At 69.6% G+C, this 25,964-nt stretch carries 23 protein-coding genes; 18 read left to right on the top strand and 5 right to left on the bottom strand.

Features of this window, described 5'->3' with window-relative positions; all coding sequences use genetic code 11:
- Nucleotides 1-9 precede the first annotated feature (9 nt).
- The 3 genes from NJQ99_RS11155 to NJQ99_RS11165 are packed head-to-tail and all read left to right on the top strand — an operon-like array spanning nucleotide 10 to nucleotide 5,428.
- On the top strand, nucleotides 10-1,656 hold the full coding sequence (locus NJQ99_RS11155; RefSeq protein ID WP_269332907.1) for a hydantoinase B/oxoprolinase family protein: 1,647 nt from the start codon (nucleotides 10-12) through the stop codon (nucleotides 1,654-1,656).
- A gap of 21 nt (nucleotides 1,657-1,677) precedes the next feature.
- Entirely contained in the window at nucleotides 1,678-3,780 is a 2,103-nt protein-coding gene (locus NJQ99_RS11160) for a hydantoinase/oxoprolinase family protein (protein WP_269332908.1), read from the top strand.
- A gap of 31 nt (nucleotides 3,781-3,811) precedes the next feature.
- Entirely contained in the window at nucleotides 3,812-5,428 is a 1,617-nt protein-coding gene (locus NJQ99_RS11165; protein ID WP_269332909.1) for a thiamine pyrophosphate-binding protein, read from the top strand.
- A gap of 19 nt (nucleotides 5,429-5,447) precedes the next feature.
- On the opposite strand, the gene NJQ99_RS11170 is transcribed toward NJQ99_RS11165, so the two are convergent.
- Nucleotides 5,448-6,020, bottom strand: a complete 573-nt coding sequence (locus NJQ99_RS11170; protein ID WP_269332910.1) for a DUF4410 domain-containing protein — start codon at nucleotides 6,018-6,020, stop codon at nucleotides 5,448-5,450.
- 175 nt (nucleotides 6,021-6,195) lie between these two features.
- Between NJQ99_RS11170 and NJQ99_RS11175 the strand changes: the two genes are divergently transcribed.
- The 10 genes from NJQ99_RS11175 (at nucleotide 6,196) to NJQ99_RS11220 (ending at nucleotide 15,282) form a co-directional block, all read left to right on the top strand.
- Nucleotides 6,196-6,999 carry an ion transporter gene (locus NJQ99_RS11175; protein WP_269332911.1) on the top strand — a complete coding sequence of 268 codons (804 nt, stop codon included), beginning with the start codon at nucleotides 6,196-6,198 and terminating at the stop codon, nucleotides 6,997-6,999.
- A 13-nt stretch (nucleotides 7,000-7,012) separates the two neighbouring features.
- Nucleotides 7,013-8,029 carry a glutathione S-transferase N-terminal domain-containing protein gene (locus NJQ99_RS11180; RefSeq protein WP_269332912.1) on the top strand — a complete coding sequence of 339 codons (1,017 nt, stop codon included), beginning with the start codon at nucleotides 7,013-7,015 and terminating at the stop codon, nucleotides 8,027-8,029.
- 173 nt (nucleotides 8,030-8,202) lie between these two features.
- Complete coding sequence (locus NJQ99_RS11185) at nucleotides 8,203-9,072, top strand: isocitrate lyase/PEP mutase family protein (protein ID WP_269332913.1); 870 nt, start codon at nucleotides 8,203-8,205, stop codon at nucleotides 9,070-9,072.
- Nucleotides 9,073-9,113: 41 nt separating this feature from the next.
- On the top strand, nucleotides 9,114-10,541 hold the full coding sequence (gene leuC / locus NJQ99_RS11190; RefSeq protein WP_269332914.1) for a 3-isopropylmalate dehydratase large subunit: 1,428 nt from the start codon (nucleotides 9,114-9,116) through the stop codon (nucleotides 10,539-10,541).
- Between the two features lies 1 nt (nucleotide 10,542).
- Nucleotides 10,543-11,175: a 3-isopropylmalate dehydratase small subunit gene (gene leuD / locus NJQ99_RS11195; protein WP_269332915.1), complete on the top strand. Its 633-nt coding sequence runs from the start codon at nucleotides 10,543-10,545 to the stop codon at nucleotides 11,173-11,175.
- 91 nt (nucleotides 11,176-11,266) lie between these two features.
- A complete protein-coding gene (locus NJQ99_RS11200) occupies nucleotides 11,267-12,238 on the top strand; it encodes an ABC transporter substrate-binding protein (RefSeq protein WP_269332916.1) in 972 nt (323 codons plus the stop codon).
- A 91-nt stretch (nucleotides 12,239-12,329) separates the two neighbouring features.
- A complete protein-coding gene (locus NJQ99_RS11205; protein WP_269333223.1) occupies nucleotides 12,330-13,118 on the top strand; it encodes an ABC transporter ATP-binding protein in 789 nt (262 codons plus the stop codon).
- Complete coding sequence (locus NJQ99_RS11210; RefSeq protein WP_269332917.1) at nucleotides 13,115-13,864, top strand: ABC transporter permease; 750 nt, start codon at nucleotides 13,115-13,117, stop codon at nucleotides 13,862-13,864. The genes NJQ99_RS11205 and NJQ99_RS11210 overlap by 4 nt, the downstream gene beginning before the upstream one ends.
- 4 nt (nucleotides 13,865-13,868) lie before the next feature.
- Nucleotides 13,869-14,606 carry an ABC transporter permease gene (locus NJQ99_RS11215; RefSeq protein WP_269332918.1) on the top strand — a complete coding sequence of 246 codons (738 nt, stop codon included), beginning with the start codon at nucleotides 13,869-13,871 and terminating at the stop codon, nucleotides 14,604-14,606.
- A gap of 10 nt (nucleotides 14,607-14,616) precedes the next feature.
- Nucleotides 14,617-15,282, top strand: a complete 666-nt coding sequence (locus NJQ99_RS11220) for an EthD family reductase (protein WP_269332919.1) — start codon at nucleotides 14,617-14,619, stop codon at nucleotides 15,280-15,282.
- Between the two features lie 31 nt (nucleotides 15,283-15,313).
- On the opposite strand, the gene NJQ99_RS11225 is transcribed toward NJQ99_RS11220, so the two are convergent.
- From NJQ99_RS11225 to NJQ99_RS11240, 4 genes are all read right to left on the bottom strand, one after another.
- Nucleotides 15,314-16,621, bottom strand: coding sequence for a TRAP transporter large permease (locus NJQ99_RS11225; protein ID WP_269332920.1), 1,308 nt, complete (start codon nucleotides 16,619-16,621; stop codon nucleotides 15,314-15,316).
- Nucleotides 16,621-17,169: a TRAP transporter small permease subunit gene (locus NJQ99_RS11230; RefSeq protein WP_269332921.1), complete on the bottom strand. Its 549-nt coding sequence runs from the start codon at nucleotides 17,167-17,169 to the stop codon at nucleotides 16,621-16,623. Before NJQ99_RS11230 ends, NJQ99_RS11225 begins: the two co-directional genes overlap by 1 nt.
- Before the next feature lie 42 nt (nucleotides 17,170-17,211).
- The gene (locus tag NJQ99_RS11235) at nucleotides 17,212-18,348 is read right to left on the bottom strand and encodes a C4-dicarboxylate TRAP transporter substrate-binding protein (protein ID WP_269332922.1); all 1,137 of its coding nucleotides are present in this window, start codon (nucleotides 18,346-18,348) and stop codon (nucleotides 17,212-17,214) included.
- Between the two features lie 106 nt (nucleotides 18,349-18,454).
- Nucleotides 18,455-19,414 carry a 2-hydroxyacid dehydrogenase gene (locus NJQ99_RS11240; RefSeq protein WP_269332923.1) on the bottom strand — a complete coding sequence of 320 codons (960 nt, stop codon included), beginning with the start codon at nucleotides 19,412-19,414 and terminating at the stop codon, nucleotides 18,455-18,457.
- 319 nt (nucleotides 19,415-19,733) lie between these two features.
- Between NJQ99_RS11240 and NJQ99_RS11245 the strand changes: the two genes are divergently transcribed.
- From NJQ99_RS11245 to NJQ99_RS11265, 5 genes are read left to right on the top strand one after another with little or no spacing between them, the layout of a single operon-like run.
- Complete coding sequence (locus NJQ99_RS11245) at nucleotides 19,734-20,618, top strand: IclR family transcriptional regulator (protein WP_269332924.1); 885 nt, start codon at nucleotides 19,734-19,736, stop codon at nucleotides 20,616-20,618.
- Nucleotides 20,619-20,628: 10 nt separating this feature from the next.
- Nucleotides 20,629-22,776, top strand: coding sequence for an acetate--CoA ligase family protein (locus NJQ99_RS11250; protein WP_269332925.1), 2,148 nt, complete (start codon nucleotides 20,629-20,631; stop codon nucleotides 22,774-22,776).
- Nucleotides 22,773-23,969, top strand: a complete 1,197-nt coding sequence (locus tag NJQ99_RS11255) for an acyl-CoA dehydrogenase family protein (protein WP_269332926.1) — start codon at nucleotides 22,773-22,775, stop codon at nucleotides 23,967-23,969. Before NJQ99_RS11250 ends, NJQ99_RS11255 begins: the two co-directional genes overlap by 4 nt.
- Complete coding sequence (locus NJQ99_RS11260) at nucleotides 23,966-25,141, top strand: acyl-CoA dehydrogenase family protein (protein ID WP_269332927.1); 1,176 nt, start codon at nucleotides 23,966-23,968, stop codon at nucleotides 25,139-25,141. Before NJQ99_RS11255 ends, NJQ99_RS11260 begins: the two co-directional genes overlap by 4 nt.
- Nucleotides 25,142-25,957: a citryl-CoA lyase gene (locus NJQ99_RS11265; RefSeq protein WP_331283336.1), complete on the top strand. Its 816-nt coding sequence runs from the start codon at nucleotides 25,142-25,144 to the stop codon at nucleotides 25,955-25,957.
- The last annotated feature ends 7 nt before the right edge of the window (nucleotides 25,958-25,964 follow it).

Raw genomic sequence — 25,964 nt, forward strand, 5'->3', positions numbered from 1 at the left:
GAGACCGACATGAGCAAGACACTGAGCCCGATCCAGCTCGGGATCATCTGGCAGCGCCTCACCGGCCTGATGGACGAGGTGGCGCAGACCTTCGTGCGCACCTCCTTCTCGGTCGTGGTACGGGAGAACTGGGACCTCGCCTGCTCGCTGATGGACGCCGACGGGCGGCAGTTCGCGCAGTCCTCGCGCTCCATCCCCTCCTTCATCGGCACCATGCCGCGCACGCTGAAGGGGATGCTGGAGCGCTACCCGCGCGAGGCGCTGGAGCCTGGCGACGTGCTGATCAGCAACGACCCGTGGCTGGGCACCGGGCACCTCAACGACATCACCATGGTGCAGCCAATCTTCCGGGACCGCACCCTGGTGGCCTTCGTCGGCTCGACCTTCCACACGGTCGACATCGGCGGCGCGCCGTCGCCGACCGCCAAGGACGCCTTCGAGGAAGGGCTCTGCATACCGGTCGCGAAGATCAAGCGGCGCGGCGAGGAGAACGAGGACGTCATCGCCTTCCTGCGCGAGAACCTGCGCGAGCCCGACGAGACGCTGGGCGACATCCGCGCGCAGTTCGCCTCCTACACGCTGGCGGCCAACCGGCTGCTGACGCTGATGCAGGAGGAGGGGATCGAGGACCTGAAGGACGTCACCGACGAGATCCTCGCCCGCTCAGAACACTCCATGCGCGAGGCGATCGCCGCGATCCCGGACGGGGAGTTCACCGACACCGTCACCTCCGACGGCTTCGACGAGGAACTGACGATCCGCTGCACGGTGCGCAAGCAGGGCACCGAGATCGGCGTCGACTACACCGGTACCTCGCCGCAGGTGCAATGGCCGGTCAATTCGGTGATGAACTTCACCTTCGCCTACAGCGCCTATGCGCTGAAGTGCGCGCTCGACCCGACCGCGCCGAACAACGACGGCTGCTTCCGGCCCATCGACATCACCGCGCCCGAGGGCTGCCTGGTCAATCCGCGCCGCCCGGCGCCGGTCTGGGCGCGGCACCTGTCGGGCCACTACATGCCCTTCGTGATCTACCGCGCGCTCTCGCAGATCGTGCCGGAGAAAGTGGCCGCCGAAAGCGGCTCGCCCCTCTGGAACGTCTATTTCAAGGGCGTGAACCGCAACGGGCGCAAGTTCGTGAAGATGTTCTTCATGAGCGGCGGCTACGGGGCGCGGCCGAGCTCGGACGGTCCCTCCACGCTCAGCTTCCCGAGCAATGTGGCCAACACGCCGGTCGAGCAGTTCGAGAACGCCGTCCCCCTCGTCATGACGGAGAAGGCGCTGATCCCCGACAGCGGCGGCGCGGGCCGGTTCCGCGGCGGCCTCGGCCAGCGGCTGACGTTCCGCTCGGTCTCTCCCGAACCCCTCAGCTTCGTGATCCGGCACGAGCGGGTGAAGAACCCGCCGGGCGGCCTGCTGGGCGGGCTCGCGGGGGCTGCGGGCGTCGACCTCGTGAACGGGGAGAAGATCCCCGCCAAGACCACGCAGACGCTGAAAACCGGCGACACGGTGACGTTCGAGACGCCGGGCGGCGGTGGCCTCTACCCGCCGGAGACGCGCGATCCCGCGGCCCTTGCCCGCGACATCGAGGACGGACTCGTCAGCGCCGAGGCGGCGCGTTCCATCTATGGCGCCGCGGCGCCCGCAGGCGAATGAAGAGGCGGAAGGCATAAAGGCATGACCAGCGCACACATGACCATCGGTGTCGATATCGGCGGCACCTTCACCGACCTCGTTATGCTGGACGAGGCGACGGGTCGCCTTTTCAACGAGAAGGTGCTGACCACGCCCGACGATCCCTCGCGCGGCGTCCTGCAGGGCATTTCCCAGATCCTCGACAAGAACGGCGTCGCACCCGCGCAGGTGATGCGGGTGATCCACGGCACGACGCTCGTCGCCAACGCGCTGATCGAGCGCAAGGGCGTGGCGACCGCGCTCGTTACCACGCAGGGCTTCCGCGACATCATCGAGATCGGGCGGGAGTGGCGCTACGACACCTACGACCTGTTCATCGGCGTCGTGGACCCGCTGGTCAGGCGGTCCCGCCGCTTCGAGGTGGCCGAGCGCGTGGGCCCCGACGGCGCGGTTCTCTCGCCGCTGACCGATGCCGCGCTCGAGGCGCTGGTGGCGGACCTGCGCGACGTGCCCGTGGAGGCCGTCGCCGTCTCGCTGCTGCATTCCTTCAAGAACGGGGAGCACGAGCGGCGCGTGCGCGACCGCCTGGCGGCGGCCTTTCCCGACCGCACCATCTGCATCTCCTCGGAGGTGATGCCCGAGATCGGGGAGTACGAACGCACCTCCACCACCATCGCCAACGCCTATGTGCAGCCGATCTTCCGCCGCTACATCCAGCGCCTGTCGGAAGGGCTGAAGGCCATGGGGATCGGGCGCGACCTGTTCCTGATGCAGTCCGACGGCGGCACGGTTCACCAGGCGACCGCGATGGAGTTCCCGATCCGTCTCGTCCAGTCCGGACCGGCGGGCGGCGTGCAGGCGACGACGCTGATCGGCAAGCTGGCGGGCGAGTCCGACGTTCTGTGCTTCGACATGGGCGGCACCACGGCCAAGGCGTGCCTCATCGAGGACGGCGAGCCGACGCGCACCACCGATTTCGAGGTGGCGCGCATGTTCCGCTTCAAGAAGGGCTCGGGCATCCCGCTCAAGGTGCCGGTCGTCGACATGATCGAGATCGGCGCGGGCGGCGGCTCCATCGCGCGCGTCAACCGCATGGGGCTGATCCAGGTCGGCCCGGACAGTTCCAGCGCGGTGCCGGGTCCCGCCTGCTACGGCCAGGGCGGGGAGGACGCGACCGTCACCGATGCCGACCTGCTGCTGGGCTACCTCGACGCCGGGAACTTTCTCGGCGGGGACATGGCGCTCGACGTGGACGCCTCCGCCTCCGCCATCAAGGCGAAGATCGCCGATCCGCTCGGGCTTTCCGTCACCGAGGCGGCGTGGGGCATCCACGAGACGGTGAACGAGAACATGGCGCAGGCCACCGGCATCCATGCGCTGGAGAAGGGCAAGCGCGCCGACCGCTTCGTCATGGTGCCCATCGGCGGCGCAGGGCCGGTCCATGCCTGCCAGGTCGCGCGCAAGCTGCGGATGCGCAGCGTGATCTGCCCGCTCGGCGCGGGCGTCGCCTCCGCCTTCGGCTTCCTCGCCTCGCCCATGTCGTTCGAGTTCGTGCAGGCCTCCGTCGCCGCGCTCGACGATCTGGACGCCGCGACCCTCGCCGACATGTTCGGCGGGCTGGAGGCGCGGGGCCGCGAGCTTCTCTCCAGCGCGGGCGTCGACCCGGCGTCCTTCGGCGTGCGCATCCTCGCCTCCATGCGCTACCAGGGGCAGGGGTACGAGGTCGACGTGCCGATGCCGGAGGACGCGCTCGACGGCGGTCTCCAGCCGAAGCTCAAGGCGGCGTTCGAGAAGGCCTATGGCGACCTCTACGGCCGGATCGAGGCGGGCATGCCGGTCGAGGTCGTCTCCTGGCGGCTGATCGTCGCCTCGCCCTATCCCGACCTGAAGCCGCAGGCCGCGGACGTGCAGGGCGGTGACATCGCGGACGCGCTCAAGGGCACGCGCCGGATCTACGACGGGGAGGCGCGCGACTTCGTGGAGGCGCCGGTCTACGACCGCTACAAGCTGACGGAGGGCATGACAGCGGCCGGTCCCGCCATCGTGGAGGAGCGGGAATCGACCCTCGTCGTGCCCGCGCACAGCACGATCCGCATCGACCGCTACCGCAACCTCATCGTCGACTTCGCCTATCCGGACGCCTGAGCCGGGGCGCACGCAAGGGACCAGCAGCCGCATGAGCGCACAGCACACCGTCGCCGAAGCCTTTGCCGACGCCCTCGTCCGGCATTGCGTCACCCGCATGTTCGGCGTGCCGGGCGGGGGATCGAGCCTCGACGTGATCGCGGCGGCCGCCGCGCGCGGCATCCCCTTCGTTCTGGCGCGGACGGAGAACGGCGCGGTGATGATGGCGGGCGCGACAGCGGAGCTTTCCGGCACGCCGGGCGTCGCGCTGACCACCAAGGGACCGGGCCTCGCCAACGGCGCGAACGGCGCGGCCTACGCCATGCTCGACCGTGCGCCCGTGCTGATGGTGACGGACGGGTTCACGCCGAAGCAACTCGCCTACATCACGCACCAGGTGTTCGACCAGAAGGCGATGCTCGCCCCCGTGATGAAGGGGCATGGGCGGCTCGAAGGCGACGACGCGGCCCAGGAGATCGAGACGCTGATACAGACCGCGCTCGCGCCCCGCCGCGGCCCCGTGCATGTCGAGCTGACCGGCCCTGCCGCGCGGCGCGAGGTGGCGCCCTTCGCAGGCGGCGCGCGGGCGGAAGCGGGCATCGCGGGCGACGTGGATGCGCTTCGCGCCCGCATCGCGGCGGCGAAGCGGCCGGTGGTCGTCGCGGGGCTCGAAGCCTGCCGGCCCGAGGCGGCGGACGCCCTGCGCCGGCTGTGCGCGGGCCTCGGCTGCGCCGGGCTCGTCACCTACAAGGCCAAGGGGACCATAGCCGACGACGACCCGGCCTATGCGGGCATCTTCACCGGCGGTGCGGCGGAAGGCCCGTGCGTTTCCTCCGCCGACCTGATCGTGCTCTACGGCATGGACCCGGTGGAGCTGATCCTGCAGCCCTGGCCCTACGACATTCCGGTAGTGGAGATGTCGACCGCGCCGCACCCGGTCCATTATTGCGCGCGCGAGGCCTCGGTCTACGGGCCGCTCGACGCCGTCGTGGGGGCGCTGGGGCCGCTTCAGCCCGCGCCCGGCTGGCGCGAGGGGGAAGCACACGCTTTCCGCGACACGCAACGCGCGGCGCTCGCCTATCCCTCGACCGGCAACCTGCTGAGCCCGCAGGAGGTGGTCGAACGCGCCGCCGCCCACGCCGCCAGGCGGCCCGGCCCTCTGCCGCGCATCGCGGTCGATGCCGGCGCGCACATGTTCTCCGCCACCATGTTCTGGCCGTGCCGGGAGCCGGGGGACATCCTCATCTCGAACGGGCTCGCGACCATGGCCTACGCGCTGCCCGCAGGCATCGCCGCGGCGCTGCACGATCCGGCGCGCGGCGCGGTCGTGTTCACGGGCGACGGTGGCCTGCTGATGTGCCTCGGCGAGCTTGCGACCGCCGCGCAGTACGGCGCGAACGTGACAGTCGTCGTGTTCAACGACGCCTCGCTCTCGCTGATCGACGTGAAGCAGCAGAGCCGCAAGCTCGCGCCCGACGGCGTGCGGTGGGAGCGGCCGGACTTCGCCGGAACCGCGCGTGGCCTGGGCTTCGAGGCATGGCGGGCCGACAGCGCCGAGACGCTGGAGACTGCGCTTGCGGCTGCGATGGCGCATGACGGCCCCGCACTGGTCGATGCGTGGATCGACCCGCGCGGCTATGGCGCGCAGCTCAAGGCCTCGCGCGGCTGAAAGGGTACCTTGTGGCGCGTCAGTCCTCGCGCGGCGGCTCCAGCGGCTGGCCCTTCGACCAGCGCACGACGGAGCCCGCGGTTTCCTTGCCCAGTTCCTGCACGAGGTCTTCCATGTCGAGGAAGTCGGCCCCGCCGATCCCCGCGCCGCCGGAATAGGCTTTCCAGCTCTCGAACTTCGCGAGCGAGGTACCGTCCGTGCCTCCGATCTCGAACGCGCCGCGCGCCTTGGCCCGGCCAGCCCCGAAGCCGATGATCCAGCGCGCCGCCCGGTTGCCGCGGTCGACCTCGGTCAGGCGCCCCGTCAGGAGGACGGTTTGCGCGGGCAGCGTCTCGGGCGCGGGGTCGTAGACCTGGGCAAAGGCGTTCGACTCCCGCAATTCGGCCACCAGGCCCGCGCGCAGATAGGGCAGGTACAGCGCCCACAGCTCGTTGTCGGCGGTCAGTTCGCCGATCGCAACGCCCGTCGCCGGCTCCTGCGGCTTGGACACGTACTCTGGCGTTACGGTGGTCGTCGTGCAGCCGGCAAGAACTAGGCCCGCCAGCATCACCAGCACGGCCGGCAGGCCGCGCATAGCGCGCATCGTCAGCATCTGGGCACCCCCCGGTGATTCTGTTGTTCTTCTTTGCAGGCTACGTCACGCCTTCGAAATCAGGAATATGAAAACGGCGGCCCGGCGGCGCCTCTCGCGGACCTTGACCGCGGGCCGCGGCATTCCCTTATTTGGCCGTTATCGGCTTGGGTCATCCGCCCTTCAGGGAGCTTCCATGGACATTATGCGCCGCATCGTGGAATCGGAGCGGTTCCAGACCGCGATCATCGCGGTCATCGTGCTGAACGCGATCGTGCTGGGGCTCGAGACCTGGCCCGCGGCCATGACGCAGGCGGGCGGCGTGCTGGTCGTGCTCGACCGCATCGCCATCGCGATCTTCGTGGTGGAGATTGCGATGAAGCTCGCGGTCTACCGGTTGTCCTTCTTCCGCTCGGCGTGGAACGTGTTCGACCTCGCCATCGTGTCGATCACCTTCGTGCCCGCGGGCGAGGGAGTGTCGGTGCTGCGCGCGTTACGCATCCTGCGGGCGCTCAGGCTCATCTCGGTCGTCCCGTCCATGCGGCGCGTGGTGCAGGCGCTCTTGCGCGCGATCCCGGGCATGGGGTCGGTCGTGACGCTGCTCGCGCTCGTCTTCTATGTCGCCGCCGTGATGGCGACCAAGCTGTTCGGCGCAGCGTTCCCGGACTGGTTCGGCAGCATGGGCGCTTCGTTCTACTCGCTCTTCCAGATCATGACGCTGGAAAGCTGGTCCATGGGGATCGTGCGGCCCGTCATGGAGGTCTATCCCTTCGCGTGGATCTTCTTCGTCGTCTTCATCCTGCTCACGACATTCGCGGTGCTGAACCTGTTCATCGCGATCATCGTCGACTCCATGAGCCAGGAGCACGCGGCGGAGGAGGCCGCGACCCGCGGCGCGCTCGGCAGCGAGCATCAGCAGATCATGGCGGAACTGACCGCGCTGCGGGCGGAGGTCGCAGCACTCGCGCGCGGTCCGGGCGCGGGCCCGCGCGGAGATTGATGGGGGAACAGGCATGAGCGATGCGCGCTACCGGCTGATTGGATCGACGGCCTCGCCCTATGCGCTCAAGCTGCGCGGCATCCTGCGCTACCGGCGCATCCCCTTCGACTGGGTGATCATGACGCGGGAGTTGCGGGCCGCGACCCGGCACCTCAAGCCCATGCTGATCCCTGTGCTGCAATACCCGGACGGAAGCCATGGGGCGGAGACGACTGCGCTCGCCCACGACCTCGAGGTGCGCCACGAGGGCCGGTCCGTCATTCCCGAAGACCCCGCGGCGGCGTTCCTGAACGACCTGCTGGAGGACATGGCGGACGAATGGGCGGTCAAGGCGCTCTTCTTCTACCGCTGGTGGGATCCGGAGGACCAGGAATACGTCGCGCGCTGGGCCGGCGAGGAATGGTCGGTCTTCGATGCGGAACCGGGAAGCGCGGAGGAGGCCGAAGCGATGCGCATCCGGCAGGTCGGGCGCATGCCGATCCTCGGCGCGACGCAGGAGAACCGCGCGCTGCTGGAGGAAAGCTACCGCCGGATGCTCGCCGCGTTCGAACCGCACGTGGGCATGAACCGCTATCTCTTCGGCACGCGGCCCTCGCTCGCCGATTTCGCGTGGTACGGGCAGTTCAGCCAGCTTGCCATCGACCCGACGCCCATGCGGATCATGCGGGCTATTGCGCCGCGCACCGACATCTGGACGCGCCGCCTCGACGACGCCTCGGGCGTGGAGGGGGCGTGGCACACGCTCGACCGCGCGCTGGAGGGTGCGGCAGGCGCGCTGCTGAGCCTCGCGGGCGAACTCTATCTGCCCTTCCTCGCGGCCAATGCCGAGGCCTATGCGAAGGGTGCCGAGCGTCTGCGCATCCGCGTCTGGGGCCTCGACTACACGCTCTCGCCCTTCAAGTACCAGGTGAAGTGCCTCGACCGGTTGCGGGCACGGTTCGCCGCCTTGCCGGAAGATGCCCGCGCCCGTCTCTCAGGCTCTCTCGATGAGGCTGGCGCGCTGAAGATCCTTGCGGGCGGCACTGCATAGTTGTGCACAACCGGCCGCGAATCTCCCGGAAAATTCTTCCTTGTGGCTGCATTGAATCTCGGTGTTGCACGCCTCGTTGGCGTGGTTGTATACATCGATCTCGGCCCCGCGCGGGCTGAGCCAGACAACACGAGGGGCGCGAACGCCCCCGCGACAAGGGAGGCCGATCCGCCGTGGAGACACCCGCCGCGCGCCTGCGCACCTTGCTGGAGGAGCCCGTCCTCCGCCTCATGCCGTGCTGCTTCGATCCGCTGTCCGCGCGGCTGATCCGCGAGGCGGGCTTCCCGCTGTCGCTGATGAGCGGCTTTGCCGTGTCCGGCAGCCGGCTTGCCATGCCGGACACCGGACTCATCTCCTTCGCCGAGATGGTCGACCAGCTTGGCGCGATCTGCGACGCGGAGCCGGACCTGCTGGTCATCGGCGACGGCGACACGGGCTTCGGCAACGCGATGAACGCGCAGCGCACGGTCCGCGCCTATGCAAAGGCCGGGGCCGCCGCCGTGATGATCGAGGACCAGGTCTCGCCGAAGAAGTGCGGCCACACCAAGGGCAAGCAGGTCGTCTCGCGCAAGGAGGCGCGCATGAAGGTCCGCGCCGCGGTCGACGCCGCGCGCACCGGCCCACACGACATCCTCGTCATGGCGCGGACCGACGCGCGTGCGCCGCTGGGCTTCGAGGAGGCGCTCGCCCGCTGCCATGACTTCGTGGAGGAAGGCGCCGACATCATCTTCCTCGAGGCGCCGGAAAACGCCGAGGAGATGCGCGCCTTCACCGCCGCCATCGACAGGCCCTGCATGGCCAACATGGTGCGCGGCGGCAAGACGCCCGTGCCGGCGCCGGCGGAGCTTCAGGCGATGGGCTTCCGGATCGCGGCCTATCCGCTGACGCTGCTGACCGCCAGCATCGCGGCCCAGCGCGCGGCGCTGAAGGCCATTGCCGACGGCGATGACGCGACCGTGCCGCAGGTCGACTTCGAGACGCTCAAGACGCTCGTCGGCTTCGACGACTACTACGCCGGCGAGGAGAGATACCGCGCCGACTGAGGCGCTGCACCCCGGCGACAAACGGACAGGACAGGCCCGCCATGACCGCTTCCGAACCGCAGACCATCATCGACAAGGTGTGGAACGCCCACGCCGTCGCCGACCTGGGCAACGGGCGCACGCTGATCCACGTCGACCGCCACGTGCTGCACGACGTATCGAGCCCGCAGGCCTTCTCCGGCCTGAAGGCCGCGGGCCGCAAGGTGCGTAACCCGGAACTGACCTTCGCCACCGCGGACCACATCGTCTCGACCGACCCGGGCCGCACCGACGCGACCGTGCCGGGCGGGGAGGAGATGATCGTCGCACTGCGGCGCAACACGGCGGCGAGCGGCATCCGCAACTTCGACATCGACGATCCGCAGCAGGGCATCGTGCACGTGATCGCGCCGGAGCTTGGCATCGCTCTGCCGGGCGCGACGCTCACCTGCGGGGACAGCCACACCTCCACGGTGGGCGCGCTGGGCGCGATGGCGTGGGGCATCGGCACGAGCGAGGTGGAGCACATCCTCGCCACCCAGACCGCGATCCTGCGCCGCCCGCGCACCATGCGCATCCGCTTTACCGGCACCCGGCCGGAGGGCGTCTCGGCCAAGGACATCGTGCTGCACCTGATCGCCACCATCGGCACGGCGGGCGCGACGGGCCATGCGGTCGAATATGCCGGCCCGGTCGTCGAGGCGATGAGCATCGAGGAGCGGCTCACCCTCTGCAACATGACGGTGGAGCTTGGCGGCCGCTTCGGCATGGTCGCGCCCGACGAGACGACCTTCGCCTATCTGAAGGGCAAGCCCTATGCCCCGACGGGCGCCATGTGGGACGCCGCCGTCGCCGCCTGGCGGGAGCTGCGCACCGACGAGGGCGCGACCTTCGACCGCGAGGTGGAGATCGACGTGAGCGGCCTCGTCCCGCAGGTCTCCTGGGGCACGAGCCCGCAGGACACCGCCGGCATCGACGCCCGCGTGCCCGACCCGGCCGCCGAGAGCGATCCGAAGCGGCGGGCGGGGCTGGAGCGCGCGCTGGCCTACATGGGGCTCGAGCCCGGTGCGCCGATCGCAGGCGTGGAAGTCCAGCGGGTGTTCATCGGCTCCTGCACCAACAGCCGGATCGAGGATCTGCGCGCGGCTGCCGCCATCGCGCGGGGCCGCAAGGTCGCGCCGGGCGTGCAGGCGATGGTGGTGCCAGGCTCGGGCACGGTCGCGGCCGCCGCGAAGGCGGAAGGCCTCGACCGCGTGTTCATGGAGGCCGGCTTCGCCTGGCGGGAGCCCGGATGCTCCATGTGCGCAGGGATCAACGCCGACAAGGTCGGGCCGGGGGAGCGCTGCGTCGCCACCTCCAACCGCAATTTCGAGGGCCGCCAGGGTCCGGGCGCGCGCACGCACCTCGCAAGTCCCGCGACCGCCGCGGCGGCCGCCGTCACCGGCCGCATCACCGATCCGCGCACGCTGATGGCCAGGGAGGCCGCCTGAGATGGGAGCGCTCGAGAAGACCCGCAAGGTGAAGGGCGTGGCCGCGCCGCTGCCGCGCGCCAACATCGACACCGACGCCATCATCCCGATCCGGCACTTGATCACCGTCAGCCGCGAGGGGCTGGGCAAGGGCCTGTTCAGCGGGTGGCGGCTCGACGCCCAGGACAGGGAGGTTCCGGACTTCGTGCTCAACCGTCCGGCATTCCGGAATGCGAAGATCCTGATCGCTGGGGAAAACTTCGGCTGCGGCTCCTCGCGCGAGCATGCGGTGTGGAGCCTCGTCGACTATGGCATCCGTGCCGTGATCGCGCCGAGCTTCGCCAGCATCTTCTACGAGAACTGCAAGAAGAACGGCCTCGCAGCGGTCGTGCTGCCTGACGAGGCGGTGCGCGCGCTCACCGACGCGGCCGAGGCCCATGCCGGCCGCGACACGCTGATCGATATCGAGGGCTGCACGGTGACCGGTCCCGATGGTAGCCTATATCCCTTCGAGATGGAGGCGGACCGCCGCGAGGCGCTGCTCCAGGGACTGGACGAGATCGGCATGACGCTGCGCCATGCCGAGGCAATTGCCGCTTTCCAGGCGCGTGACAGCAAGTTGCGCCCCTGGATCTACGAGGTGCCGGCCGTCTGAAGCAGGCGTCCGGCCAATCACGCGAAGCCTGCCGAGGCCGGGCCTGGCGTCCGGGCGACTGCAGCGAAACACAGGGGAGGTCATGAAACACATGTCGATCTTTGCAACGTTCGGAAAGGCTGCCTGCGTGGCGGCTGCGCTTGCACTCGGCGGCGCGGGGGCCATGACGGCGAGCGCGCCGCGCGCGGATGCCGCCGAGGTTACGGTCACGCATTGGGGCGTGCTGATGTATGGCGCGCCCTATGCGGTGGCGATGGAGAAGGGCTTCTTCAAGGAGGCCGGCGTCGACGTCACCGGCGTGCTCACCTCCAAGGGCGGCGGTACCACCATGCGCAACGTCATGGCGGCGGACCTGCCCTATGGCGAGGTGGCGCTGTCGGCGGTCGTGGCCGCGATCAACCAGGGCGCCGACCTGAAGATCGTCAACACGGGTGTGCAGACGGTGGGCGAGATCCTGTGGGTCACGCTGCCGGATTCGCCGATCAAGACGACGAAGGACCTCGACGGCAAGAAGGTCTCCTTCACCAGCCCGAAGTCGGTGACCGAGATGCTGCTGACCATGGTCAGCGACGCCAACGGCATCAAGCCCGACATGGTCGCGGCGGGCGGCATCGGCGCGGGCCTGACGCTCCTGAAGGAAGGCGCGGTCGTCGCCGCCCCGATCATGGACCCGATCTGGGCCAAGCTCTCCGACAACTACCGCCCGGTGTTCCAGGTGGCCGACGAGCTGCCGCAGATGATCCAGTCGGTGGGCGTCACCACGTCGGAGTTCCTGAAGGAGAACCCGGACACGATCCGCGCTCTGGTCGAGGGGCGGCGCAAGGGCGTCGACTTCGTCTACGCGAACCCGGAGGAGGCCGCGCAGATCGTCGCCAAGTACTACGAGATGGACCCGGCGCTGGCGCTGAAAGCGATCAACAACCTCATCAAGCTCAACTACTGGAGCCGGGGCGAGTTCAATCTCGAAGCCATGGACCGTCTGATCGGCGGCCTGCGGATCATCGGCGAGGTCGAGGGCAAGGTCGACTGGGCGAAGTACGTCGACGACAGCTTCGTGAAGTAAGCCTACCGGGGAGGACCTGGCCATTTCCAAGCTCGCCGAGGCGAGTGCCCCGTCCGCGACGCGCGACGCGCCGCGGGCGGCGCACGCCGAACTGACCGGTGTGACGCGGGTCTATCCCGCGACGGGCGGCGGGCCCGGGGTGCATGCCCTGGGTCCGGTCGACCTGACGCTGGCGCAGGGAGAGTTCTATTCCGTCGTCGGCCCGTCGGGTTGCGGAAAGTCCACGCTGCTCGACGTGCTGGCCGGGCTCTCGGCCCCGACCGAGGGCACGATCCTGTTTGAAGGGCAGGAGGTGCGCGGCTCGGTGCCGGCCGGCATCGGCGTCGTCTTCCAGGAGGATGCGACCTTCTCCTGGCTGACCGTGTGGGACAACATCGCCTTCGGCCTGCGCCGGGCGGGGATGGACGCCGCCGAGATCGAGCGGCGCGTGTCCTACGCGCTGGCCTTCATGGGCCTCACCGATTTCTCCAAGGCCTATCCCTCGCAATTGTCGGGCGGGATGCGCCAGCGGGTGTGCATCGCGCGCACGCTGGTGATGCAGCCGCGCCTGATCCTGCTCGACGAGCCGTTCGGCGCGCTCGACGCGCAGACCCGCCTGCTGATGGGCGACGAGCTGCTCAGGCTCTGGCGGGAGACGGGCGCGACCGTCATGCTCATCACCCACGCGCTGGACGAAGCGGCGATGCTGTCGGACCGCATCGGGGTCATGTCGGCGCGTCCGGGCTGCCTGATCGCCGACATCGAGACCGGGTGGCCGCGGGAGCGCGACAGCCGCATCGCATCCGACGACGCCTTCGGCCACATTACGAGCAAGCTGTGGGGTCTCCTCCGCGAGGAAAGCATGAAGGCCGCTGGCATGGCGGAGAAGGGCCGGGCATGACGCGGCTCGGCTGGATCCGGCTCGCGGTGGTCGCGGCCTTCGTCCTGCTCATCGAGGTGCTGTGCCGCACCGGTGTGATCGGCAAGCTGACCATGATCCCGCCGAGCGCCATGGCCGTCGAGTTGTGGGCGCTGCTGAAGTCCGGCAAGGCCGACGCGGACATCGTGCAGACGCTGCGCAATGTCGCGGTCGCCTTCGCCCTGTCGGTCGTGGGCGGCTTCGTGCTCGGTGCGGGGCTCCATTCCGTCACGCGGCTGCGCCGGGCGGTCGACCCGTTCCTCGCGACCTATTACGCGATCCCGTTCTTCGCCTTCTACCCGCTCTTGGTCGCGATCTTCGGGCTGGGGCCGGCCCCGATCATCCTGATCGGCTTCCTGTTCGGCGTCGTCGCCATGATCATCAACACGATCAACGGTCTCGACCGCGTGCCGCGCGTGCTCTTGAAGACGGCGCGCGTGTGCGGGATGGACCCGGTGCGCACGGCGCTGATGATCAAGCTGCCGAGCGCGGCGCCGCATCTCTTCACCGGGGCCAAGCTCGCCATCGCCTATTCCTTCATCGGCGTGATCGCGGCGGAGTTCATCATGTCGACCTCGGGCATCGGCTACTCCATCGCCTATGCGTTCAACAATTTCGACAACCGGACCATGTATGCGCTGATGCTCTTCATCATCGCGCTGGTGACGGTCATCAACGCCGTCTTCCACGTTTGGGAGCGGCGGATCATGGCGCGGAGGGGGCGCTGAGACCATGCGCCAATCCCTCGACACGATTCTCCTGGTGCTCGGCATCCTCGCCGTGTGGCAGCTTCTCAACTGGTCGGCGGGCGACATCGCCATCGCCTCGCCGGCCGCGACGTTCGCGCGCGCGGGTGAGCTGCTGACGAGCGCGACATTCTGGCCGCACGTCTGGGAAACCGCCTCCGCGCTCGTCTATGCGCTCCTCATCGCGATCCTGGGCGGGCTGACCGTCGGCCTTGCGCTCGGCCTGCACAAGGTATCGGGCGAGGTGGCGGAGCCGATCCTGATCTCGCTCTATTCGCTGCCCAAGATCACGCTCTACCCGCTGATCCTGCTGGTGTTCGGCCTCGGCATGTCGGCCAAGGTGGCGTTCGGTGCGATCCATGGCATCATTCCGGTCGCGATCTTCACGCTCGGCGCGGTCAGGACCATCGCGCCCGTCTATTTCAAGACTGCCCGGGTGCTGAGGCTGAGCCGCGGCCAGCTCGTCTCCACCGTGGTGGTTCCGGCGGCGATCCCCGAGCTTGTCTCGGGCCTTCGCGTCGGCTTCTCGCTGACCCTGCTCGGCGTGATGATCGGGGAGATGTTCGCCTCCCAGCGCGGGCTGGGCTACCTCATCATGAACGCCATCGGGACGCTGGACGTGCCGACCATGATGGCGGTGATCCTGATCCTTGCGACGGTCGCCATCGCGATCAGCGGCGGGCTGCTCTATCTCGACCGCCGGCTGCATCACCGCGCGTCCTGAGGGCCTTCCGATGCGCAAGCTCGTCCATCTCTACAAGCGCCGTCCCGGGATGGAGGTTGCGGACTTTCACGCCCGGCTGGCGGGGGCCGCAGAGGGCGACCCGGACATTCCGGGCCTTGTCCGCTATGTGCAGTCGCACAGCCTGCTCAAGGGCTATGCCAGGGGCGAACTGGCCTTCGACGCGATGGAGGAGTTCGCCTTCGCCCACCCCGACCTCGCGGGGCTATGGTGCGCCTCGCCCGGCGCGGGCGACCTGCTGGCGCGGCGCGAGGGCATCCTCGACCCCGGCGCCACCATCACGCTCATCGTCGACGTCCACCGGATCAAGAGCCGCCCGGTGCCCGCCGGCGCGGTGAAGAGCATCGAGCTCGTCACCCGGCGCGACAGCCTGTCGCTTGCCGACTTCCGCCATCACTGGCGCGTCGTGCACGGGCCGCTCGCAGCGACGATCCCGAGCGTCTTGCGCTACGAGCAGAACCATTGCGCGCTGGAAGACTACATGGGCGGTGGCGCGCCGCGCCTCGACGGGCTCGCCATCACCTGGTTCGCCACGACCGACGCGATGCGCGAGGGCGCGCGGACGCAGGCCTATACTGACACCCGCGCCGACGAGCCCAATTTCCTGCCCGACGGCCACCTGCCGACCGTCCTCGCCCGCGAGGTGCTGGAGCGCTGAAGGCAGGCGCCGGGCGCACCCGGCGCGCGCCTCAGTCGACGAGGTTCGGCAGGAACATCACGATGTCCGGCCACAGGATCAGCAGCGCCAGCAGCACGATGTCGGCGACGAGGAACCAGGCGACGCCCTTGAAGATCGTCGCGACGGACGCGATGTCGCCCACCACGCCCTTGATGACGAAGACGTTCAGGCCCACAGGCGGCGTGACGAGCCCGATCTCCAGGAACTTCACGAGCAGGATGCCGAACCAGATCAAGTCGACGTTCTGCGCCTCGAGGATCGGCAGCAGGATCGGCAGGGTCAGCAGCATGCAGCCCAGCGGATCGAGGAACATGCCGAGGAACACGTAGAGCAGCGCGATCGCGAAAATCAGCGACACGACGCCGAGGTCAAGCGCGGTCACGAAGTCCGACAGCGTCGCGGGCAGCCCCGTGAACGACAGGAAGCGCGTCAGAAGCGCCGCGCCCATGGCGATGAAGAACACCGCCGCCGTGCTGAACAGCGTCTCCTTCACCGCGGTCAGGAACAGCTTCCAGGTGAGCGCGCGCTGCGCCATCGCGATCACGATGGAGAGGGAGGCGCCGACCGCGCCCGCCTCCGTCGGGGTGAAGACGCCGCCGAACAGGCCGCCGATCACGCCCACCACGAGGACGGCGAAGGGCCAGACGCCGCGCAGAGAGGCGAACTTCTCGCCCCAGGTCGGCCGGTAGGTGAGGCCGGGTGCAAGCGCGGGCCGCAGCCAGACCCGCGCGATGATGACGATGCAGAAGAACAGCGCCGTCAGCAGGCCCGGTATGACCCCGCCGACGAACAGCTTGGCGATGGAGACCTCGGCGAAGATGCCGAAGATGATCATCAGGATCGACGGCGGGATCATCGCGCCGATGGTGCCCGCGGCGGCCACCGTTCCCGTGGCGAGGCCAGGGTCGTAGCCGTTGCGGGTCATCTCCGGCACGGCGATCCGCCCCATGGCGGCCGCGGCGGCGATGCTCGACCCCGTCACCGCGGCAAAGCCCGCCGCGCCCGACACGGTCGCCACCGCGAGCCCGCCCGGCAGGCGGCCGAGCCAGACCTGGGCTGCGTTGAAGATGCCGACCGTCAGGCCGGAATGAAAGGCGACATAGCCCATCAGCAGGAACATCGGCACCGAGCTGAGCGTCCAGTGCGCGATGAACTCGTAGGGCACTTCAGACAGCATGCCCCAGGCCGCGCGGGGGCCCGCGAACAGCCAGATGCCGATGAAGCCGGTGCCGCCCAGCGCGACCCCGATGGGCACGCGCAGCACGAGCAGGACGAGAACGGCGATGAGCCCGTAGGCGCCGAGTGCGAGACTGGACATCACGCGCCCTCGTCCGTGCCGGTGTAGGCGTCGTGGCCGTTGCCCTCGGTGCCCTCGGCGGGCACCACCTTCCAGGGATGGCTGAGGTGGAGCGCGAGTTTCCACGCCAGAACCGTCGCCAGCAGGCCGAAGCCGATGATGGGCAGGAAGCGGGTAGGCCAGGTGATCAGCGTCGAGACGCCGACCGCATAGGCGCCGACGTCATAGGCGTGCACCGCGGGCTTCACCGCGGCATAGCCCGCCGCCCCGCAATAGCCGAGCGCGAGCAGGAGGGCGAGCGCCAGCACCAGCCAGCGCACGCCCTCCGGCATCATGTCGTAGAACAGCTCCACATGGATCAGCGTGCCGTTGCGCTCCAGTCCCGCAAGCGGCAGGAACGCCACGCCTGCCATGTAGTAGTAGGACACGGTTTCCAGCGTGGCGGGAACGGGCGAGTTGAAGAGATACTTCATCACCACGTCGAGCGTGATGTGCAGCATCATCGCGATCAGCGACACCCCGCCCACAAGGGTGCAGATGTCCACGAACCCGAAATACGCCCGGCGCATGCCGTTCCCCCCTCGCTGGTTTCCCGTGTCCGCCGGCGCGGATCAGAGGCCGTAGGTGTTGACGTCGACCTTGGAGAAGATCTCGTCGCGCAGCGCCTGCAGCATCTTCTCGCGGTCGCCGCCGGCTTGTGCCATCAGGCCTTCCCACTTGGTCAGCAGCTCGCGATAGGCCGCGATCCACTTGTCGGGGTCCGCCACGCCATGCTTGGTCTTGGCAGTTTCCGCCACGGTCTTCAGGTCGGCGGCCACGAAGTCCTGGATCTGCCTGGCAAGCTCCGCGCTCGGCTCGAGCACGGTCACGCCCTTCTCCTTGGCCTGCGCCAGCGCCTTCTCGTCGAGCGCCATGTAGTCGAGCGTGGTGCCGAGGTTGCCCAGCGCCGCGCCGTCGAGGATCGCCTTGCGCTGGTCGGCGTTCAGGCCTTCCCAGAACTCCTTGCTGAGCGCGAAGGTGGCGGCGACCTGGTAGGTGCCGAGCTTTGTCAGGATGTTGTAGCTCGCCACGTCCCACAGGCTGAAGGACGACAGCGAGGCCGACGACATGATCGCGATGTCGACGCCGCCGCGGTCCATCGTCTCGAACATCTCCGAGGACGGCACGTTGATCGCGGTGCCGTTCACCGACGCGATCCAGCGGTTCCACAGCGCGCCGCCGGAGCGGAACTTCTTGCCCGCGAGCGCTTCCGGCGAATTGTAGTCACCCTTGGAGATCAGCGTGTAGGGCGACGTCGAATAGACGCCCGTGAACACGATGTCGCGCTTGGTGAACTCGTCGCGGCAGGGCTGGCACTGCAGCATGACGAACTCGGTCACCGCCGCCGACGCGGCCAGTGGGTCCGAACTCATCATCCCGAAGTCGGCGATCATCTGCGAATAGGGGAACTCCGCCGGGAAGTACGACAGTGCCAGCATCCCGATGTCGGCGATGCCGTTCTGCAGGCCGGGCAGCGTCTCCTTCGCCTTCACCAGCGAGCCGCCGCTCCACAGCTTGATCTTGAGCGAGCCGTTGGAGATCTCTTCCACGTGCTTCACGAACGGCTCGTAGCCGCCGGTCACGACCGGGTGCTTGGGCGGGTGCCAGTTGGTCGCGCGCACCTCCGTCTGGGCTTGCGCCGCGCCCACGCTCAGCGCCGATGCGCACGCGAACGCCAGCGTTCCCGTAACGAGTGACTTGAGTTTCATGCCAGTTCTCCCTTCCTCTTGATGCCGGTTGGCTTTCGGTTCTGCGCGCTGTTGGGCCGCGCGCTTGGTGGTGCCGGAGGGGTGCGGCGTGCGCCCCCGCCCGGCGTCAGGTGCGCCGTGTCTCCCAGATCTCCGGGTTCATCAGGTTCGGCGGGCGCTCGCCCTTCAGGACCTGAACGACCTGGCCCGCGGCCGAGAGCGCGAGCCTGCGGCAGGCGCTGCGGCTCAGGCCAGCGACGTGCGGCGTCACGATCACGTTGGGCAGGGCGAGCAGCGGGTGGTCCTTCGGCAAGGGCTCCTCCTCGAACACGTCGAGGCCCGCGCCTGCGATCCGGCCCTCCGCGAGAGCTTCGCAGAGCGCGTCGCCGTCGACGACCGGCCCGCGCGCGGTGTTGATCACATAGGCCGTGGGCTTCAGGTGCGAGATCGCCTCGCGCCCCAAGAGGTGATGCGTTGCGGGGCCGAGCGGCACATTCACCGACAGGAAATCGGCGCGCGCGCACAGGGCGTTGAGGTCCGGCTCCCAGTCGTAGCCCGCGGGCAGGTCGGCGGGCCGCGTGCGGCAATGCACGGCGACGTTCATGTCGAAGGCCGTGTGGCAGATGCGCGCGATGTCCCGCGCGATGGGGCCGAAGCCGACCGTGCATAGCGTCTTCTCGTAGAGGTCGTCGGCCAGGTTCTCGTGATGGAAGGTCTCGCGCACGCTCCAGCCTTGCGTCCGCAACAGCCGGTCGCCCCGGTGGATGTGCTTGGCGAGGCCCAGCATCAGGCCCAGCGTGTGCTCGGCCACGGCCCGCGCGCCCACGTAGCGGTTGTTGACGACCGGGATCCGGGCGGCGGTGGCGGCAGGGATGTCGATATGGTCGGTGCCCGATCCGCTCGACGCGACGATCTTCGCGCGGCCCGCCAGCGCCACCAGGTCCGCCGGAAACGCGGCGGGCAGGCGCACGACGATGGCGTCGGCACGCGGGAGAGCGGCGCGCACGGCGGCCGTATCGGTCCAGGCGACGACCTCCACCTCCGCGCCCGACGCGCGCAGCATCTCCTCGCCTGCTGGGTCGAGCATGCGGTTCAGGCACACGACATGAGCGGGCTGCACAAGGCGATCCCCCGCCGCCGGTGCTGTCGAGGTGTCAGCGTGCATCGCGGCCGCCGCTGCGTACCAGGCGCCGGACAAGGCCATCCCGGCGCGGCGCGGGATGACCCCTTCGCCGCGGGCCGCGAACGCCCGTGCTCCCTGCGCGCATCCTTCCTCCCCGGGCGATGCAGCCCGTTGTCTTGTTTGGCCACATGTTCCAATATTTGAAACACAAGACCGATAGTTGACACAATTCAAACCGCTCCCTAGGCTCCGTGTCAATCTTCTTGGGACAGGGAAACGCCGCGTGCCGCCGCAGGATGCCACCTCATCCGCTGCATCGGAGCCAGCAGGGACGGACGGCTCGTTCGCCCTGACGCTGGCGAAGGGGCTGGCGGTCCTGCGGGCTTTCCGCGCGGGCGAAACCTATCTTTCCAACCGCGACCTGGCGGAGCGGACGGGCTTCAGCAAGCCGACGGTGTCGCGTCTGGCGCGCACGCTGCTGGAGCTTGGCTACCTGCGCCATTCGCCCACGCTCGGGCGCTATGCGCTGGGGACGGCGGTGCTGACGCTCGCCTACCCGATGCTGGCGGGGCTCGGCATCCGGCACATCGCGCGGCCCTTCATGCACGAACTGGCAAACGACGTCGCGGGCCAGGTGTCCATGGGCATGCGCGACCGGCACACCATGGTCTTCGTGGAAAGCGCGCGCAGCCGCGCCCACCGCCTGACGCTGCCGGAGATCGGGGCGACCCTGTCGATCCTCGCAAGCTCCATGGGCCGGGCCTATCTCGCGGCCCTCGCGCCCGACGACCGCGACGCCCTGCTGGAGGAATTGCGCGCCGCCGAGCCGGACGGGTTCGCGCGCTATGCAGGCGCGGTCGAGGAGGCGGTGGAGACGTTCGCGGAGCGGGGCTTCGCCTGCTCCTTCGGCGACGTGCGGCGCGAGATGTACGCCTGCGCCGCGCCCCTGCGCGTCCGCGTGGACGGCGAACTCGTTATCCTCAATTGCGGCGTTCCCGCTGCGGGCATGAGCCGGGAGGCATTCGTCGAGACGATCGGGCCGAAGCTCGTCGCCATGACGCACGCCATCGACGCGGCCGCCGGGGCGGGGCTTGGTCCCGATCAGGCGATGCACGCGCCCGCGGGCGCTGTCCGGCGTGTGACGCCCGTGCCCGCTCATCCGTCCTGAAGGTGCCCGCATGACCGTTCCCGCACGAGGGGCCGAAGCTCTCACCCGCATGTTCCAGCCGCGGTCGGTGGCGATCGTCGGCGCCTCCGACGACCCGGCGCGCATTTCGGGCCGGGCGCTGCGCTTCCTGCGCGAGGCGGGCTTCGCAGGTGGGCTCTACCCGGTCAATCCGCGCCGCGAGACGGTGCAGGGCCTGCGCGCCTATCCCAGCGTCGCCGACATCCCCGAGGTGCCGGACGTCGGCCTGATCGCGGTGCCCGCCGCCATGGCGCTCGACGCCGTGCGCGACTGCGCGGCCAAGGGCATGGCGGGGGTCTATGTCTTCTCCTCCGGCTTTTCGGAAGCGGGGGTGGAGGGTGCGAAGGCGCAGGCCGAGATCCTGCGCGTCGCGCGCGAGGCGGGCATGCGCGTGCTGGGGCCCAACTGCCTCGGCGCGTTCAATTCCGAGATCGGCTTCTTCGGCATGTTCGCGACCTCGCTCGACCGCGGGCTGCCCTCGCCGGGCCCCGTCGCCGTGGTCAGCCAGAGCGGCGCGCACGGCCAGCACATCGCCTACATGGCGCGCCAGCGCGGCCTCGGCGTCACCTATTGCATCACCACCGGCAACGAGATGGACGTGGACGCGGCCGAGGTCCTCGACTGGGTCGTGCGCCAGCCGGACGTGAAGGTCGTGATGGTCTATGCGGAAGGGGTGCGCGACGGGGCGCGCCTCGTCTCCGCCCTCAAGACCGCCCGCGCGCTGAAGAAGCCCGTGGTGTTCATGAAGGTCGGCTCGTCCGCGGCGGGCGCGCGCGCGGTCAGCTCGCACACCTCCGCGCTCGCCGGGGCAGATGCGATTCACGACGCGGTGCTGCGCCAGTACGGGGCGTGGCGCGCCGTCTCCACCCAGGACCAGGTCGACATCGCCTATGCCTGCGCGTGGGGGATCTACCCGGCGTCGGGGCGGGTGGGGCTCGTCTCGGTGTCGGGCGGCGGCGGCGTGCAGATGGCGGACTTCGCCGAGCGCTTCGGCCTCGACGCCGCGCCGATGCCGGAGGGGGCGCGCGCGAAACTCCGCGAGATCATGCCCCATGCCGCGCCGGAAAACCCGTTCGACGTCACCGGCCAGATCGTCAACGATGCGAGCCTGATGGAGCGGGCGCTGCGCGTGCTCTGCACCGACACCGACTATGACGTGCTCGCGGGCTATTTCACCACGGTCGCGCTGGACCGTGGGGCGACCGGGCGCTTGCGCGACGCGATCCTCAAGGGGACGGAGGGGCACGACCGGCTGATCGTGCTGTGCATGCTCGCCGATCCGGAGACGGTGCGCGCCTATGAGGAGGCGGGCTTCCTTGTCTACGAGGATCCCTACCGGGCCATGGCGGCGGTCGCGGCGCTGCGCTTCTTCGCGGAAAGCTTCGCGCGGGCCGAGGAGGCGGCGGCGCCCTTGCCGCCCGCCTGCGCCCGTCCCGGCGGTCCGCTCGACGAGGTCGCGGCGCGCCGCCTGCTGGCGGAGGCGGGGCTGCCGGTCTTGCCGGAAACGCTGGCGGCCTCTGCGGACGAGGCGGCCGCGGCGGCCGACGCCATGGGCTACCCGGTCGCCATGAAGATCGTCTCCCCCGACATCGCCCACAAGACGGAGATCGGCGGGGTTCTGCTGAACGTCGCGGACCGGGCCGCCGTGCGCGCGGGCTTCGACACGCTCACGTCCCGCGCGCGCGACGCCGCGCCCGGCGCCCGCCTCTCCGGCATCCTCGTGACGCCGATGGCGCGCAAGGGCGTGGAGACGATCGTCGGCGTGACCGTCGATCCGACCTTCGGGCCGGTGGTCATGTTCGGGCTCGGCGGCGTGTTCGTGGAGGTGTTCCGCGACGTGTGCTTCCGTGCTGCTCCCTTCGGCGTTGAGGAGGCGCGCGCCATGATCCCGGAGACGAAGGCCGCAAGTCTTCTCGCAGGCGCGCGCGGCGCACCCGCGGCGGACGTGGAGGCGCTTGCCCATGCGCTCGCCGCCGTCTCCCGCTTCGCAGCGGCCAACGCGCACTGGCTCGACAGCATCGACATCAATCCCTTCCTGGTCCTGCCCGCGGGCGAGGGCGCGCTTGCGCTCGACGCGGTGATCGTCCCGTCGCCCGATGCGCCCGGCGATGCGGCAGATGAAGAGAGAAAGGCCTCATGAGCACGCCCGTTCCCATCCCTCCCTTGCCGGGGCCCGAGGAGGCGGATGCCGAGACCCTCGGCATGATCGCCGACGCGGTCGCATCCTATGCCGTGCCCGACGCGGCCCGTACGCGCCGGGTGCGCGACAGCGCCGACGGCTTCGACGCGAAGGTCTGGCGCGACATGGCCGAGCAGGGCTGGCTCGGCGTGCTGGTGCCGGAGGGGCAGGGCGGGCTTGCCCTCGGCCTCGAGGCCGCCGCCGCCATCGCGCGGCGTCTGGGCTATGCGGCCTTCCCCGAGCCCTATGTGCCGGTCGCGGTGCTCGCCGCGCGGGTGCTGGCCCGCGCGCCCGAAACTGCGCTGCGCGACGATCTGCTCGCACGCCTCGTTGCGGGCGACCTGCTGCCCGGCGTCGCGTGGCAGGGCGTGCGCGGGGGCATCGACGTGGCCGGAACCCATGTGCGCGCGGTGCCCGCGGGCGACGGCGTCCACCTCGGCGGCGAGAGCCGCTTCATTCCGGTGCCCGGCGCCGACGGCTTCATCGTGTCGGCGTCCGCGGACGGTGGCCTCGGCCTTTACTGGGCCGAAGCGGGGCAGGAGGGCGTCGACGTCGCGGCCGAGCGTGCGGCGGACGGCACGCGCAGCCTGCGGGTGACCTTTTCCGACGCGCTGGTTCCGGCGGAGAACTGCCTTGCGGCACCGGGCGAGGGCGCGGCCATCCTGCGCGCTGCGCTCGCCGAGGCGACGGTCGCCGCGAGCGCGGAGATGACCGGCCTGATCGAGCGCGCGCTCGACATCACGCTCGACTATCTGCGCACGCGCGAGCAGTTCAACCGGCCCATCGGCAGCTTCCAGGCGTTGCAGCACCGCGCCGTCGACCTCTGGATCCAGAAGGAGCTTGCGCGCACCACGCTCGATGCGACCGTGCGCGCGCTGGCCGGGGGCGCGGGCAATCTCGACGGGTGGGAGACCGCGGCGAGCAGCCTGAAGGCGCGCGCCGCCATCGCGGGCCGGATGGTCGCGGGCCAGTCCGTGCAGCTTCACGGCGCCATCGGCTTCACCGACGAGTACGAGCTTGGCGTCTACGTCAACCGCGCGCTGGTGCTGGCCGCATGGCTCGGCAACGCGGCGGAGCATCAACGCCGGTTCGGTGAGCGCGCGCCCATCGGCGGCGCGCTGCCGGGACAGGTCAAGGGGGAGGGGCGGTCGTGACGGCTTACGGCGTGCCGCAGGAGCGCGACTGGGACGCGCTCACCGACGAGGAATTCCGCGAGCACATCCGCGCGGAGTTCGTGGCGAACTACCCGGCGCATCTGCGCTATCCGCCGCGGCGGCTTCGCTGGCGCGACCTGGAGGACTGGTACCGCCGCATGGCGCGCAAGGGCTGGATTGCGCCCGCCTGGCCCGCGGAGTACGGCGGCATGGGGCTGTCCGCCTCCAAGCTGCTGATCTTCCTGGAGGAGCAGGAACGCCACGGCATCGCGCGCTTCCAGGACCACGGCATATTGATGATCGGCCCGGTGCTGATGCGCTTCGGCACCGAGGACCAGCGCCGCCGCTTCCTGCCGGGCATCCTCTCGTGCGACGAGATCTGGTGCCAGGGCTATTCGGAACCGGGCGCGGGCTCCGACCTCGCCTCCCTGCGCACCCGCGCGGTGGCGGACGGCGATCATTTCGTGATCAACGGCCAGAAGATCTGGACGACGCTGGCGCAGGACGCGACGCACATCTTCGTGCTCGCCCGCACAGACCCGGACGTGAAGAAGCAGGAGGGAATCAGCTTCCTGCTGGTGGACATCACGACGCCGGGCATCGACGTGCGCCCGATCCGCGACATCGCGGGGCACGAGGAGTTCTGCGAGGTCTTCTTCGACAATGTCCGCGTGCCCGCCGAGAACCTCGTGGGCGGGCTCAACCGCGGCTGGACGGTGGCGAAGTCGCTGCTGGGGTTCGAGCGGGTCTCCCTCGGCAGCCCCAAGTTCGCCGAATACGGCCTGCACGTGCTGGTCGAGACGGCGGAGGCGTGCGGCGTTCTGGACGATCCGGTGTTTCGCGACAAGCTCGCGGGCCTGCAACTCGACGTCGCGCACCTCGCCAACGCCTATCACCATTTCGCCGGGATCCTGACGCGGGGAGAGCCGCTCGGTCCCGACGTGTCGCTGCTCAAGATCTGGTCGACGGAGACCTTCCAGCGCATCGCCGACCTCATCATCGAGACGGCAGGCGCGGCGGGCGGCCTCGCCGGCGAAGTCGACGTGGGCGCCGCGGAAATCAACGTGCTCGCGGCCTATTACAAGGCCAGGCCCGCGACGATCTACGGCGGCAGCAACGAGATCCAGCGCAACATCATCGCGCGCAACGTCCTCGGCCTTCCGGCCGGCTGAATTCTCAGGGAGCAGAAGACAATGACCGACAAGAAATGGCGCACGGCCATCTCGACCTTCGACGACGACGGCGCCTCGATCGGCGGCTACCAGATCCAGGACCTGATGGAGAACCTCGACTTCGGGGCCGCCATGTTCGTGCTCTACCAGCAGCGTGTGCCGTCCAAGGAAGAGGCGAAGCTCCTCAACGCGCTGATGGTCTCCGTGATCGACCACGGCATCGTGGCACCCTCGGCGGTGAGCCGGATCGTCGCCGCCTCGGGTGTGCCGCTGCAGGCGTGCGTGGCCGCGGGCATCCTGACCATCGGCGACGTGCACGGCGGCGCGGGCCAGGAGATCGCGCGCAAGCTGCAGATCTGGGTGGAAGAGGCGAAGGCCGCGGGCCAGTCTCTGGCCGACAAGGCGCGCGCCATCGTCGCGGACTCGCGCAAGGCGAAGGAGCGGATCGAAGGCTACGGCCACCCGCTGCACCCGCACCGCGACGACCGCGTCGACTGCCTCGTGAAGATGGCGGGGGAGCTTGGCCTGCGCGGCGACAATCTCAACCTCGCGCTCGCCATCCAGGACGCCATCGAGGAGGCGACGGGCCGCCACATCCCGCTCAACATCGACGGCATCATGGCGGCGGTGCTGTGCGACCTCGGCTTCGACTGGCGGGTCGCGCGCGTGTTCATCTTCGTGCCGCGCGCGGCGGGCATTTCCGCCCACGCGGTCGAGGAGGTGAAGCGCGAGCGCGGCTGGCGCAAGATCGCCAACCACGACGAGGTCGAATACGACGGCCCCACGGGCCGGACGGTGGGCGAAGCGGCGGAATGACCGCAAG

Origin of the sequence: Futiania mangrovi (assembly GCF_024158125.1) — a bacterium.
Lineage (GTDB): Bacteria > Pseudomonadota > Alphaproteobacteria > Futianiales > Futianiaceae > Futiania > Futiania mangrovi.